This is a genomic window from Oceanobacillus sp. FSL W7-1281 (assembly GCF_037969835.1).
GTDB classification, from domain to species: Bacteria; Bacillota; Bacilli; order Bacillales; family Amphibacillaceae; genus Oceanobacillus; species Oceanobacillus oncorhynchi.
Window position 1 is genome coordinate 4,100,414 of sequence record NZ_CP150214.1, and the last position, 15,444, is coordinate 4,115,857.

The following is a 15,444-nucleotide window of genomic DNA, read 5'->3' on the forward strand; positions in this document are numbered from 1 at the left end:
TAATTATGTATATTAGCTAAAATTAAAAATTTCAGAACATTCTCGTTGATAGATAATAATCCAACAAAGGACCTAAATTTTCATTAGCCTAAAAAAGTAACTTCTTTTCTAGTCTTTTAAATAAAAACTACGAATAGATAATTTCAGAAATCCAATCTATCAACGAAAATCTATGTAGCAGAAAAACGTATCTAAACATTCTGCTAATTAAGGCAATTCTATCTAAATCTCATAACCATGTGAACCCTGGACTTTAGACCTTAATTCTTAATTCTTTTTTACTTATTGAAGAAAATTTATTTCTAAATTATCTTTTTATCCTTTAAATCAGCTTTTTATAGATTTATTAAATATTTATAAATATATTTAAATAGTTAATTTTTCCTCAATTACTATTTAAAATCTCTTTATAAATAAGTTTATTGGCTTAATAATGATTATATATTCATTTAAATTAATTCAAATTACCTTAATTTAATTCTTAAATTTTCTTATATTAAAAAATAGTTTCCTAACCAGAGAACAATCATCTCCTGAATTGTTTTGGCTTGTTAAACCTTGTATTTAAAGGGATAGCGCAACTATAATTCTTATTATGTTTAGATAACTTCTTTGCAATGTAGATAAAAACTTTTAAAAACTTCGAGTTTCTAAACTTTAAAAAATAGTTAAATCGACCCTTTTATTGTTTTTTCGACAATAAAATTACCTACCTTGTTCAAACAATTTGCTTCTTAAATTTCAGAAAAAAATTAAATAAAAATAATAGAAATTTTCTAGAGGCACCCCTGCCTCATTTCTCTATTTCATTTAATAAAAAAGAAGTGGCATAGACTACTTAACAGGAGAAGTGACTAAATTTGAAAAATAACAATGGAAGATAGAACACTATTTTGCTAGTATTAATTTTATAAAAAATAAAATTGGGAGGAACAACCCCATGAAAAAATTATTACTGGCAGCATTATTTTTAAGTTTATTATTGGCTGCATGCAGCAGTGACAGCGATACTGGAGAAAATACTGAAGAAGAAAACAACGAAACAGCAGAGAGCGAAAAAGATACAGATACTTCAGAAGAAGAAAAAGAGGTGTACAGCATCGGTGATACAGCAGTAATTACCAGCGATTTATACGAATTTGATTATGAGGTAACGGTAAACGATTTTTACTTTGCTGAAGAAGCAAATGGGAAGCCAATGGAAGATGTCATGTCTACTTCTGATGATGATTTTAAGCTGGCCGTGGCAGACGTTACATTCAAAAATATAAGTGATGAAGCTTATGTGCCTCATGATATGTATTCTGCCAACTTATCAGCAATAGATGAAGATGGCGGGGAAATATCTTATAATGAATTTTTTCCGGAAGCAGATGAAGAATTAGCTCCGGGAGAAGAAATAACAGGACCGTTAGTGTACGTAGAAAGAGTAGATTATGCCGATACCTTTTTATTAAAATTTGAAATGATGTCAGATGAAGAAACACATTTCGAATTGCCTAACCCTAATCAATAAGATAAATAACCAATTAAACCCATCATCAATCCAAACCCTGGCGCGAGGCATCGTGCCAGGGATTTTTTGTGAATGACATCTTTTTAAAAATAGAGAAAGATCCCTATTCAGAAATAAGTCCATATTTGGAGTATCTATATCTTACATATTCTGTTGATTCATTGCCCCTACCATCGAAATGATTGTAAGAATGACAGCAATAATAAAGAGCTTCAACCAAAACTTCGGCATAGATTTTTTCTTAATGATACGGTAAAGCAGACCCAAAATCCCAGTAAGTATGAAAGAAAGTAAAAACGCTCCTAGAAGTCTGCCAAAAAGATAGGCAATCATGTTGGTCATTATAGATTTCTCCTTTGTTTATTATTTCATTTTTGATAGGTTGTTGATAAATTTGTTATATCAACATATTTCATCAAATTTTGTTACTTTAATTCGTTTACAGCTTAGGCGCTTTGATTCATATCATGCCGAAGCTTCTCTCTTCCTGCATAACTTTTATTACTCATACGAGCGATAAGAGCAATAAAAAACCACCCCAGAACCGTCCATAATAAATAAAGTCTAAGAATGGTACCTTCTTGTAATGTAAACAAAACGACCGCACCCTCACATAACGCAGGTACGGCCTCCTCTATTAAGCAATTTTATTCTACGACTTCAAAGCCTTGGCTCTCCATCATTTCTACAGACTGTTCCAAACTGACCGTATCAGCACCCTCTTCTCCTTCAAAGGTAGAACCAGGCAGTGCTGATATTTCAGAAAGATCAGCTGTCGTGTAATCGATTGTCATTGTTTCAATGGCTTTATCATCTTGATAATCAATATTATGTTCAAGTCCTTCTGTTCCTTGGATTTCGGCAACAATGGGGTCGAGAATAGCTTGAGCCTCTTCTTTTGTTGTTACCATTAAAGAAGAATAGGGTATTTCACTTTCGGTAGATTGTTCTATTACTTCGTCACCCTCGGCTACATATGTAATTTTCATAATAACTCCGTTTTGTTCACTTTGGAGTGTGACCGTTTCTTCCGAGTTACAAGCCATGAGTCCAGCTAATGCCACAAGCAAAGCCAGCATGCCAATGATTCTAAAAGTTTTTTGTTTGATCATGTTTTTTCTCCTATCCATCACAAATTTATATTTTTTACATGGTTCCATTATCTTACCTTAGATCCGATCTAATATTTTACCCGGATCCGCATTACTTGCATCTCAGGGGAAGCTTCCACTGCAGAGACAAGGCAAGTTGGTTCAGAGCTTTCTTCATTCGAATTGCAAGCAATTCATGTCATACTAATTCAGTAAAACCAAATAGATAAATAACCTTTTTTTTCATATGTGCGCTTCCTTTCTTATGAAGTTTTCAAATAACATGCTTTCATGTTATTTCATAATATTATGTATTTATAAATCATTTTTCAATAGGCCGAATATCACTTAGTCTTAATTCGAACTGACTTGTCTCTCTTTTGGGTTATGACCTTTTACCTAATTTTGGGTTCCGTTATATTTAAAATAATTAAGAAACTTCCGTATCTTATTCATTTCTTAGCTATCATTGAAAAGTGCTCTTTTCACCTCTTTTTACCTACTTCATAAAAGAAAGTAAAGGAATTGTAATATTTATTTCTGTTTTGGTTTAGTGATTATTTATAACGGAAGGTTTGAAAACATGATAAAAAGATTCTATGTAGAGAGACCTCTTATAGAATCTTAATTTAATGATACGATTTTGTTTTCCCCAGGTACTTAACAATACTGGAACTTTAACTTGTTCAATTAACTCATTTTTAAATCTCTTCATTTAAAAATTTACTCTTCCCTCTTTTTAGGCATGAATTTCTGAACAAACTTACATTTTATTCTTCAAAAGCCTACCAAGTTCAAAAGAGCGCAGACATAAAAATCGGAGCTGTCGCAAAATGCATATTATGCATTTGCTAACAGCTCCTTTTAAAATTTCATCACAGATAAGCATCCGTAAAAACTCTAGTAGAAGCAAGCTTCATTTTATACATTTACAAGAAAAGAATCATAGATAGCACAAACATAAATATAACACCTGATATCATCGGTACAGAAGTACGCTTAATAATATGAATTGGATTTAATTTTAACGTTCCAGCTACAATTAAGATAACAGCAGCTACAGGGGATACGGCTCGGAATAAGTTTCCTGCCATTCCCATTGGAACACTGATAGCAATTGGGCTGATACCTGCTGCCTCGGCAAGTGGTACAACCAGCGGAACCATTGCAAAGAATAAGGCAATGCCGCTTCCGCTCAACAGGACTATTAACGCTGTGACAGCTACTAAAATAAGCGGCAGAATAAATCCGTTTCCTTCGCCATGTGTACTTTGCATTGTTTCCTGCAATGTGTCAATCAAACCAATCGATTGTAAACCTGCAACAAAGACAGAAGCAGCAACCAGTAATGCTACTACTGGGAGCATATTACCCATTCCTGTAAAGAATTTCTCTGTGCTTGCAAAGACCTCTTTCGCCTTACGATGACGAATCAATTCACAGACAATTGCCAGGATAAATGAAATTAACACAGCAATTTCTACATTAACAGCTATCGTAGCTGAAGTTGTCATTTCAACAATAAAAGAAACGAGTAAAATAATAATCGGAAATACTGGAAGAATTGAATAAACTGTTTTATAAAGTTTACTACCCTCTACCTTTTCAATATCCTTTAATTCCACCTGTTCCTCCGACTCCGCTGCCGTCATTTTTTTATCCATTCGTTTTTGCCAGAAATAGTGAACCAATGCGATAAATAAAATGGTAGGAATCGATACAAGCGCGTGATAGCTAAATACATATTGTGTTACTGTCATATCATTAAACATAGGATATTTAGCAAGTTCCTCTGCAATAGCAACGTTATCACTGCCCAGCGGTGTGGGTACAATCGTTGCTGAGGTGGCAATAACAGCACCAATACTTAATGTAGACATCCCCGCTTGTTTTAAAACAGGATACAAGGTTGCAAGAAGCAGAATTGCTAAGGTCGACGCACTAGGAATAACCAAAGATAAAACGTTTCCAAGCAAAAATGTAAGTGGAACTAGAAAATAAACTGACTTTACTTTATTAATAGGTTTTGTCAATACTTGAACGGTTAAATCATTCGCACCAATGGAAGACATATAAGCGGTATATCCTCCAAGAATAAGAATAATTAATCCAGCTGAGCTCAGTGTTGCTTTGAACTGTTCAACAATTACCTGTAATGGATCGAGCAGGGCTGAGCCGGTTGACTGAAAGTCCTGAAATACAATATCTTTTCCCATTGCTAAACTAATCAAAAGCAGAACAATCCCCATAAAAAATAAGGCAATTTTAATATCCATTTTCTTGATCAGCATATAGACAATAACGACAACGGCTAAAACAGCGGAACCGTACATAATAAGATTATCTAACATGATGTCTTCCCTCCGAAGAATGGTTAATGCTTAATTACATTTTTGAATGCTTTCCATAAACCATTTTTTAAATTCTTTCGCATCAATATCAACACAAACGTTTACATTTGGCGTTTTATTCATTTTTCCTTTTAAATCGACAACGGTTGTTCCTTTTGTTAAAGCACCATCTAATTCAACATCGACATAAGAATGTGCTACTTCAAACAGGTCGGGTTTTAGCAAATAAGCAACTGCACAGCTGTCATACATTTTCAAACCATGATTGAAGCTTCCACCCCGGTATTTTTTAAACAAATGATAAATCATATTTCCTGTCTTATTCATATCTTTTAAAACTTCGCTGTCTTCCGGATAAACAAGTGCTTTTAGACCAACATCCAATCCAGCCATAGCAATAGGGACACCGCTTGCAAAAACGATTTTAGCAGCTTCTGGATCTGCATAAATATTAAATTCTGCCATTACCGAAGAATTCCCTCTGCCTGTTGATCCTCCCATCATGACAATTTCCTTAATGTTCTGCTTCACTTCCGGATAAGTTCTAAATAACAATGCAATATTTGTTAATGGACCAATCGGTACAAGTGTCACTGGTTCACCGCTTGTTAGAATCTCTCTCTTCATTGCAGTTACAGCATGTTCATCTAAAAGAAGGCTTTCATCTGCTTCTTCAAAATCATAACCATCCATGCCTGTCTCTCCGTGAATATCACTGGCATCAACTGGATCAACGATTAATGGTATTGCAGCACCTTTGGCAATAGGAATCTGCTTATTAAAGAATTTCATTAACCGGAGCATGTTATACGTAACTTTGTCCAAGCTGACGTTTCCATTTACCGTTGTAATTAAGCGGACATCAAGTTCTTCACTGTATAAAGCAATTCCTAGTGCAACTGCATCATCAATTCCTGGATCTGTATCAATAATAACTGGCTTCTTATTCATGACAATTCCTCCAATATTTTTCTAAGTTGAATTTTGTTCAATATTTTATAAATAAATTTTTATAATAAGCAGGACGTCTTCTCTCTCGGCTTAACAGCTGCCTGCATCTTTCTTCTGTATAAATACTGTTCTTACCTGAGAGAAAACCTTGCTGCTTTATTGATTCTTCATTCTTTTGATAACCTCTGCTCTTGTCGGCATTCCTTCCTGAGCTCCAATTTTCTCTACAGCTAAAGAGGCTGCGGCATTCGCAAATTCAATTGCTTTCTCTATATCTTTTTCTTTTGCATATTCCGTTACAAAGGCCCCGTTAAAGGTATCTCCTGCTCCAGTAGTATCCTTTACCTTTGTCTGAAAAGAAGAAATTGTCTTCTCTTTCCCATCCGGTAAGGTGAAGGCAACACCATGCTCTCCTTTTGTCTCTATAATCTTCTTTTTTATAGATAAAGTATCTATAGATTGCTTCATTGCCGAATGCTCTGATTCGTTCGGTGTAATAAACGTTGCTTTTTCTGCAACGTTCTCCAGAATCTTGTTATATGGGGCTGGATTAATAACAACAGGAATTCCATGTTTATACGCAAGCTCTATCGTGTACTCAATTGTTTCCTTCGGTATCTCAAATTGCATTAATATGATATCGCAGGAAAGAATAATTTCCTGTTTATCTTTCACCAGTTCCGGTGTTACATATTTATTTGCTCCTGGAGCAACAATAATTCGATTATCCCCATCAGAAAGAACAATAGTTGCTGCACCGGTTGATTCATGAGGAACTGTTATAATTGCTTCCGCATTAGCGCCTTCATCACGAAATCGTTCTTTTAAAATTTTTCCGAATGAGTCATCACCAACAGCTCCAACCATAACAACCTCTGCTCCCAGCCTGGCTGCTGCAATTGCCTGATTTGCTCCCTTACCGCCGGGATAGGTTGTAAACGATTCACCAAGAACCGTTTCTCCCTGTTCAGGCACTTTATTCGTTGTTGTTACCATATCCATATTGATACTTCCAACAACACAGACTCTTGGATTTTTTTTCATACAATTCATTCCCTTACTTTGTTGATTGTCTTTTGATTAATTGAACAGTGTATTGTTCAGAAGTAATTTCCTTCTGCTTATTTTCCATCCGGTCAATTATTATTTCAGCAGCCCGCTGCCCAATTTCATAGATGGGCTGCCCCATTGTTGTCAGTGCCGGTGTTGTAATTTTTCCTAATTCAATCCCATCAAATCCAATAACAGATAAATCTTCTGGAACACGCAGATTCAAAGATTCAGCAGCCTTTAAAACACCTACCCCCATTAAATCATTCGCAGCAAAAATACCATCAATTTCAGGGTGTTTTTTTATTAAGTTCTTTGCTGCATGATAGGCATCCTCGAAGGTATATTCTCCCGAGGTAATAAAATCTTCTGAAAACCAATTCTCTTGTTCCACTGCTTCCAAATACCCTTTTTTACGTTCTACTGCACTTGTTGTATCTTCCGGTCCACTTATATGTGCAATCCTTTTACAGCCTGACTTCTGCAGATGCCGCACTGCTTCTACCGCACCTGTCCGGTTATTAACCGTAACAGAAATCACATCCATAATTTCTCTGTCTAACGCAACAATTGGAACGTTTACTTTATTCAGCGTTTCTAAAGGAATGGAGCTTGAAACCATTACCACGCCGCCAATTGTTTTTTGCAGCAGGGCATGCAGGTATTTCATTTCCTTCTCCCGATTGTTGTCCGTATTACAAAGAATAAAAGTATTGCCTGACTTATTTGCAGTATCTTCCACCGCACGCGCCAGCTCAGGAAAGAATGGGTTCATAATATCCGGTACAAATAATGCAATCATTTTAGATGTCCCTTTAAAAAGAGTCCTGGCTACATCATTTGGACGATAATCTAATTCTTTAATTGCAGCTTCTACTTTTTCTTTTGTTTTTTCATTGATATATCCATTTTTATTCATAACACGGGAGACAGTAGCAACAGATACACCGGCAAGCTTTGCAACCTCTCGGATAGTCGCCATAACATTCCTCCTTCTATCAAATATGTAACCCGTTACATATTAATGTAAATTTAAAACGGATTTATGTAACCCGTTACATAACATTGTAAAACGATTTCATTTCAATGTCAATGATTTTTATTTTTAATATTTTACTGGGTATATCTCTCCATTACAACTAATTTCTTACTGCTTCGCACAAATAACAAAACTATCCAGCGATTCTGTTTCCTCTTGCTGATGGTTCATTAAATGATTATAAATATCGAAAAAAGATTGATAGGTTCCCCCCATCCAAAAAGGAGCTCTTCATCCCCAACCTTCTATAATCAAACCACTAAAGAGCATCCCAAGAAATTGAGCAAATATTAAAGTAAAAGAAATGCTTCCCATTGCAACATGGACTTCATCCTCTGAAAAATAAATCGGATATAAGGCAGTAAAGGCAACTCAACTTGCAGTTGCAAGTCCGGCAAGCGTTCGTGCAAATAATAACCAACCCGCTCCCAAAAAAGAACTGCAAGGGGAATTTAGTTTACACTTCCTTTTTTCGCTTTAGCTTTTTGTTCTTTTGATTTATTTTATTCTTCAAAATCCTGCCAGGTTCAAAAGAGTACAGACATAAAAACCCCTTTTAGATAATCATATCTAAAGGGGCTCAATCTAGACTTTATTAGTATATAGGATTAATAGTGATTTTCAATAAACTGCTGATTAGCGAAATAAACATGGGATACACCTTATTAAAGAATTGCCCCCTTCGTATTATACAGAAAAGGCATTTATCAACCGCTTTTTCACATAACTACTACCCCCTTTTATGCTTTTATACTTTGCGTCATAGTGCTACATAAAGTAATTTCGGCTTTGTCAAACAGTATCCAACCACCATAAAATGTTAAGTTGAGCACAAATCCTTAAAACATCTCTTTTACTATAACATCCTCAACAATTACAATATTTCAATATACCCTTCTGTTCCATGCACGCGAATTCGTTGTCCATCCTTAATCAGCTTCGTTGCATTTTCTACACCAACCACTCCTGGAAGACCATATTCTCTTGCAATAACGGCTCCATGCGTCATCAGCCCGCCAACTTCTGTAACGAGTCCCTTAATGGAAACAAACAATGGTGTCCAACTGGGATCAGTAAAAGCAGTAACTAAAATATCTCCTTCTTCCAAGTTGGCTTCTTCCATATTTAAAATAACACGTGCTTTTCCTTCTACAACTCCTGAAGAAACAGGCAAACCTACTATTGCCTCGGCAGGGAGATTTTTTCTTTTATAATCACCTGTAATGATCTCACCATCTGATGTCATCACACGTGGCGGAGTCATTTTTTCGTATGATTTATATGCTTTTTTCCGTTCACTGATAATCTGATAATCCAAGTTGTTTGTTCGTACAGCTTCATGAAGTTCTTCCAAAGTGAGGTAGTATATATCTTCTTTTTCATAAATAATATCCGCTTGTACGAGCCGTTCAGCTTCTTTTAGCAAAGCTTGTTTATAAATGAAATAACGACTAATAAAGCCATATTTCGGATATTCCCGATAACCCATAACATTCCGCATTAAACGAATTACCCGCTTCACTTCTTTCGCTTTTTGTCTCCCATCGGGTAATTGCTCCAAGCGTCCAAGAAGCACTTGTTCTTTTTTGAAAGCATTTTGCCGTCCTTGCTCAAATTTTGTTTTGCTGGCACCAGCTTCAAAGTTTTTAATATTATTGAGAATCATTGGGACAAGTATAGACGGTTTTTCACTCCAACGCGTTTTTGTAATATCGATTTCCCCGGCACAGCGCATACCATATTTGTTCAGATAAGCATAAATGGCATGTGAAGCCTCTTGGCCACCTTCAAATTCGGTCAATTTATCTAGAAAATCATCCTCTTTAACGCCTTGTAAATACGCAATTACTTCCGGGTAAGGGCGAATGACATCTGCCACATCTAATAATTCCAGTCCCATCTCTGAAGTAATATTGTTTGGTACAGATTGCGACAGTATATCTGCCACGTTCTTTTCTCCCAGCCATTTATCCATTTTTTTATTAATCCATACAGGAGCCTCTAAAGCAGTCATGATTACTTTCGAGCTTTGCGGATCAAATAAGATTTTCTTTAATCGCTGAAGGTCTTCCAGAATAAAATCAAACAAATCCGCTCCTGAATAGGCTTGGATAGTCTGTTTTAATTCATCTACAGATGCTTGATTGCTTTTAATCAAGTCAGAGACAATCTTGGGATCATTTTCAATTTGTGACCGAAAACCGATAGAATCCATATCTTTATCACGATTAGTGGATGGTGGTTCATGATCGCCATTTGGCAAAGGTTTGCTAAAATCTCCCCGATCAATAATAGTCATTAAGGCATCTTTTATCAGCGGATCAGACTCTCCAAGGGTTTCTATCAGCGTTTGTCTGCTGTCAGGTGTAGCTAGTCGCGGTGCAATATCAACAAATAATCTCCCGCCAGCTTGATGCATTGGTGCTGGAGTTGTTGACAGCCAGAAGGAAATTCCTAATGGCTTCATAGGATCCGTCATCATTTGTTGATGGCCGACAGATACATAAACATGTTTTTCTGCATCATGCACTTCAGGGACGGGATATAACGTCGTAATAGGACGACTCTGGACAATATAAAATGTATCATCAACCAAACACCATTCAATATCTTGCGGCATTCCAAAGGAAGCTTCAATTTCACGTCCGATACTGGCCAGCTGTAAAATTTGTTGATCTGTAAGTGTTTGAGCCTTTTGTTGTTCCGGATTCAGCTGATGTGTATTTGTCCCTCCATCTTTTCGTCCATAGATAGCTAATTTTTTATCGGCTATCATCTTATCTATAATTTTCCCTTCTTCTACTTTATAGCAATCAGCTGATGTCAAGCCGGAAACGAATGCTTCTCCCAGTCCAAAACCAGCATCAATGGATAGCAGTTTTCGGTTGGAGGAGATGGGATCTGCTGTAAATAAAATACCTGAAGCCTGTGGGAATACCATTCTTTGAATGATAACAGATAAATAAACTTGATTGTGATCAAATCCATGTTGTATCCGGTAGATTACTGCACGATCCGTAAATAAGGAAGCCCAGCATTTTCGGATATGCTGCAAGATAGCTTCTTTTCCGATAATATTTAAATACGTGTCTTGCTGACCGGCAAAGGAAGCATAAGGCAAATCCTCCGCAGTGGCGCTGGAACGAACCGCATAAGCATGTTCATAACCAAATTTAGAGAGATTGCAGGTAACCTCTTGCACCAAATCAGAAGGGATTTCTGCTTCTATGATGGTTTGCCGTATCTTTTTGCAGAGTTGACCAATTTGGTCCCGGTCCGTTGCATTTAACCTTGCTAACTGGTGCAGCAATTCTTTAAATCGACCATTTTTTTGGATGGCTTTTTGATATCCAGCTGTCGTGATACAAAATCCTTCCGGCACCTCTATCCCCGGAATTTTTGATAACTCTCCTAAATTTAGCCCCTTGCCGCCAACATTCATAAGCTGTGTTTTGTCCATTTCCTGAAAACCGATAACCAAAGAACGCATGCTACATCTCTCCTATTTGGTAAGGTTCTATTGATTTTAACAGTAGTAAATGGGAAGAAACAGTCTATATTTGCTTTTTTGTATATGCTATAATTAAACTGGAAAGAGCTAGCGTTCCATTTTCGAAAGGCAGCCAGACCTTACCTAATCACCTGATTTTCTCCACGTACAGCAGTTCATCTCCTTTTTAATCTGCAATACATATAGTTATTCAACAAACTAGCAATTATTTTACAACTCATTAAATTTAATTCGATAACAAAATGCCAATTTTCTATAATAATCTTTTTCCACTAAGTCGGTCGGCTTTATTTTAGTGGCAGGGCTCTGAAAATATTCCAAGCCGGCTATTTTCAGCATATTATAGACAAACTGGGAACAAAACATAATATTTGGACGGATAGAGAATTTGGTAACCAGCCCGACAAAATTATACGCACTGCCTGTTCCATTAATTTCCTTTACTTTATCCATAATTATTTCTTTTTGTGCCTTTGAAGCCTCCAGGCTGTAGACTAATATTTCCGCATCGTCCTTTTTGTGAAATTGTGCTAACTGTTCTTGGTTCAGGCCGGGTGGGGAAACTTTTTCTCCGCCGTTATAACTCACAATCGTTTTTAAGTCTCTGTCAAAGCTAAGTGAAACATGATTATAAACTTTTTGTGTAAAGACAGAGATCAGTTCACTTGCAGGACTTCCGGTACTTGAAATGACAATATACAAATGTTCATCAGCTAAACTCCGCTGACATTCCGCAAAGAAGGCATCGGTTAAGGTATTTTTATTTAAATATTTTGTATAGCTGTGCCTGGGAATATCCTCCATGATTTCATTTAGGTTTTCCCGGGATAAGGAATTTCTGCCTTTCTTTAATTTATTCCCCAAGCTGACTGTACTTTTTTGCATTTCTTTCATCGTGTTAAAACTGATTGCAGTGGCGTCCTTTACAGATTGGGAAAAGACGTTTTGTATCGTATACAGATAATTAAAATACAAAACAAAAAAAGGAACCAGCATAAAAATAACCGCAATCATTTTCTTTATTAGAAATACCATGCCTGTATCGATACCGGTAAATACAAATAAGGTATTAAACACCTGTTGCGCAGACATAATGAGTAAATAAATAATTGTTAAAATGATTTTTGTTGTTTTTTTATTCTGCGATAACCAAAGATGGCCAATCAGAAGCACCGCCACCACAGCATAGATGACTGCATATAAGTTTAATTGCTCTACAGAAAGCAAAAATATCAAAAAGAATACAAGCAGCAAGTTTAATAAAAGTTGATATATCTTCTTTATATTCATTGTTCTCTCCATGTTAAATAAGTTTTATGAATGATAATCTATATGAAAAATTATTTCTTCCTATTACTAGAATAGATTAAAAATCTCTTTTCTGAAATGAAAAGATAGCTATGACAGATGTTATGACTAACCAGATAATCAATATGCCCATACTGGTAAACGCATCGGTTGCTTCAAACGATTCTGCTCCAGCTGTACCAGATAAACTGTGCATTGCCGATTGAGGCAAAAGCGGAAGAAAGATTTTTTGGAGCGAATCGGGAAACATTTGAATCAGTGCCGGGATTGCCAAAACGATGATTGAAAAAGCAATTCCTCCACCGCTGTTCTTGAAAAGAATGGTTGCCGCAACGGTAAGCAGGCAATAAAATATCGGCATCAGCAAGACTCCAAAAACAAATTGCCGGATATCCGAATCTGCTAAGCTGGCAAATGACATATTATTTGCCATAAGAATGAGTTGGCTGGACAGGTAAGTGAGTGCTACGGTCAGAACGCTCACTGCTATGGACATCAGAAAGAAAATGAGATACTTTCCCAAAAACAGTTTTTTCCGATTCGGAACGGCTGCTAAAGAAGTGTAAATGGTTTCTGCGGTGAATTCCCTGGATATCGTTAACGCAGTAAAAATAATCAGCAAAATACTGGCTAAATCCACGCCTAGCATATTTGCGGAAACAACCTCCATAACGGATAAATCTGTAATTGCCGTACCCTGTGTGACATTGGTTGTTACAGCAAAGATAACCCCTATCAATAAACTGATTCCAATGGTAAAAGTCAAAAAGACTTTGGAAAAGGTAAGAAAGAAAATCTTTTTATATTCCGCTTGAATGATATTCCTCATTCGCTTCCCCTCCCTTCCGCCATCAGGTTATCCGTTGAAACGTAATCTGCTTTTCCTTCCGTTAATTCAACAAATAATTGTTCTAAGGAAGGCTGTACCTTCGTTAATTCGTATAAAGCAAGCTTTCCTTCCTTCGCTGTTAATCCAATTTGTTTTATATCTAATTGATAAACCTGCAGCGCATCATTTTTCACCTGTTTCACCTCTGCTCCTTTTGCAGTTAATAAACGCTGTAATTTATGATTATCTTCACAGCTTACTTTTACAAAGGAGCCGAGGCTGTTTTGTGCTAATTCATCGATGGTCATATCCGCAATTAATTTTCCTTGAGCTAGGATAATCATTCGATCCGCTATCATTTGCATTTCACTCATGAGATGACTGGACACAAGTACTGCTTTTCCTTCCCTTGCCAGCCTCTTTGCTAATTTACGCAACCAATGAATGCCGTCTACATCCAATCCGTTAAAGGGTTCATCTAAGATGACTGTTTCCGGATCTCCCAGAAGAGCAGCAGCAATTCCTAAGCGCTGTTTCATTCCTAAGGAGAATGTACCGATTGGTTTGTCTTTTACATTTTCCAATCCTGTTTCCATCAGCATGCTATCTATTCGTTTTTTGGAAATACCGCTAGCTGAAGCGAGGATTTCTAAATGCTGCTTGGCAGTTAGTTTTGGATTTACTGCGTCTCCATGAATTAAAGCTCCTACTTTAGAAATAGGAAGCTTCAAATCTTTATAGGCCTTTCCATCAATCGTTACACTGCCCCTGCTCGGGTTTATCAGTCCCAAAATCATTTTCATCGTTGTGGATTTCCCTGCACCATTTGGACCTAAAAAGCCTGTCACCACACCTGGCTGAATGACCAGTGATAATTGATTGACGGAGATGTTATCTTTAAATGTTTTCGTTAAATGCTTCATTTCAATCATTGGGGTTCCTCCAGTCGTCAGACTTGCCTGCGGATAGGTAGTGGTCTACCGCCTTATCGATAAACGCATTAGTAAAGTCAATCAGCTGCCGGTCTTCCTTTGGCCATTGCTCCCGATTTTTATAGGAATCTTTATAAACATCAAGCAGCTCCTGGCTCCCGTCTGAAATATTTACTACCATCTCAATCCACCTTTTAGCAAAATCTTGTCCTTGCTCACTCTCTGGCTGAATAGCATTCAGTATGTGCGCGACCGCTTCTAATATCAGTGCTTTCCAGTCCCAATATACTTCTAAAATCGCTTCCTCGTTCTGATAGTGCTCTATAAAGGTATCTTCTGATTTTTTATCAAAGGAAACATCTTTATATTGATAAACGGTGTCCTTGTTTAAAGAGATAATTAATTGCACCAAATTTCCTAAAGGAAGAGAATCATTTTTTTCAATCCCGGCCAAGCTCACTTCAATCATCGCAATATTGCTTTTGATATCATGCAGCTTATAATAAAAAATTTCCCGCTGTTTTTCTAATACGTGACGAAGCTGCTCAGCAGTTGTGGTTTCTTCTAACAGCTTCGTAATATCTTTGATTTTTAATCCTAATGATTTATAGAACAGAACCTGTTGCAGCCTGGTTAAATCTGATTCTGTGTAATATCTCCGTCTGCTTGTTTCGCTTTTTTGTAATGGCACCAATTGAATATTATCGTAATATTGTAACGTCCGGACGGTGACACCAGTCAGTTTGGAAATTTCGCCAATCGAAAACTTCCTTTTCTTTTCCATGAATACACCTCCTGATTAATATTAAATCACATTACGCAACGTCATTTGCAAGTATGTAAAATGGGATTATTTTATTTTTTCA

General features: G+C 36.6%; 12 protein-coding genes. 1 reads left to right on the forward strand and 11 read right to left on the reverse strand.

Features of this window, described 5'->3' with window-relative positions; translation table 11 throughout:
• The first annotated feature begins 940 nt into the window (after positions 1-940).
• On the forward strand, positions 941-1,516 hold the full coding sequence (locus MKX55_RS20010) for a DUF4352 domain-containing protein (RefSeq protein WP_339234461.1): 576 nt from the start codon (positions 941-943) through the stop codon (positions 1,514-1,516).
• Positions 1,517-1,657: 141 nt separating this feature from the next.
• Here MKX55_RS20010 and MKX55_RS20015 read toward each other — a convergent pair whose 3' ends face one another.
• From MKX55_RS20015 to MKX55_RS20065, 11 genes are all read right to left on the reverse strand, one after another.
• Entirely contained in the window at positions 1,658-1,858 is a 201-nt protein-coding gene (locus tag MKX55_RS20015; protein ID WP_339234463.1) for a hypothetical protein, read from the reverse strand.
• 305 nt (positions 1,859-2,163) lie between these two features.
• Positions 2,164-2,628, reverse strand: a complete 465-nt coding sequence (locus tag MKX55_RS20020) for a YehR family protein (RefSeq protein WP_289585038.1) — start codon at positions 2,626-2,628, stop codon at positions 2,164-2,166.
• Between the two features lie 908 nt (positions 2,629-3,536).
• The gene (gene dcuC / locus MKX55_RS20025) at positions 3,537-4,958 is read right to left on the reverse strand and encodes a C4-dicarboxylate transporter DcuC (protein WP_339234465.1); all 1,422 of its coding nucleotides are present in this window, start codon (positions 4,956-4,958) and stop codon (positions 3,537-3,539) included.
• A 30-nt stretch (positions 4,959-4,988) separates the two neighbouring features.
• Positions 4,989-5,909, reverse strand: coding sequence for a ribonucleoside hydrolase RihC (gene rihC / locus MKX55_RS20030; protein WP_339234466.1), 921 nt, complete (start codon positions 5,907-5,909; stop codon positions 4,989-4,991).
• Positions 5,910-6,065: 156 nt separating this feature from the next.
• Positions 6,066-6,953, reverse strand: coding sequence for a ribokinase (rbsK, locus tag MKX55_RS20035; protein WP_256705127.1), 888 nt, complete (start codon positions 6,951-6,953; stop codon positions 6,066-6,068).
• 13 nt (positions 6,954-6,966) lie between these two features.
• Complete coding sequence (locus MKX55_RS20040) at positions 6,967-7,941, reverse strand: LacI family DNA-binding transcriptional regulator (RefSeq protein WP_339234467.1); 975 nt, start codon at positions 7,939-7,941, stop codon at positions 6,967-6,969.
• A 931-nt stretch (positions 7,942-8,872) separates the two neighbouring features.
• On the reverse strand, positions 8,873-11,488 hold the full coding sequence (gene ppsA, locus MKX55_RS20045; protein ID WP_339234469.1) for a phosphoenolpyruvate synthase: 2,616 nt from the start codon (positions 11,486-11,488) through the stop codon (positions 8,873-8,875).
• Between the two features lie 231 nt (positions 11,489-11,719).
• On the reverse strand, positions 11,720-12,799 hold the full coding sequence (locus MKX55_RS20050; protein WP_339234471.1) for a hypothetical protein: 1,080 nt from the start codon (positions 12,797-12,799) through the stop codon (positions 11,720-11,722).
• A 76-nt stretch (positions 12,800-12,875) separates the two neighbouring features.
• Positions 12,876-13,646: an ABC transporter permease gene (locus MKX55_RS20055; RefSeq protein WP_339234472.1), complete on the reverse strand. Its 771-nt coding sequence runs from the start codon at positions 13,644-13,646 to the stop codon at positions 12,876-12,878.
• On the reverse strand, positions 13,643-14,578 hold the full coding sequence (locus MKX55_RS20060) for an ATP-binding cassette domain-containing protein (RefSeq protein WP_339234474.1): 936 nt from the start codon (positions 14,576-14,578) through the stop codon (positions 13,643-13,645). Before MKX55_RS20060 ends, MKX55_RS20055 begins: the two co-directional genes overlap by 4 nt.
• The gene (locus MKX55_RS20065) at positions 14,571-15,362 is read right to left on the reverse strand and encodes a MerR family transcriptional regulator (RefSeq protein ID WP_339234477.1); all 792 of its coding nucleotides are present in this window, start codon (positions 15,360-15,362) and stop codon (positions 14,571-14,573) included. The genes MKX55_RS20060 and MKX55_RS20065 overlap by 8 nt, the downstream gene beginning before the upstream one ends.
• Between the last annotated feature and the right edge of the window lie 82 nt (positions 15,363-15,444).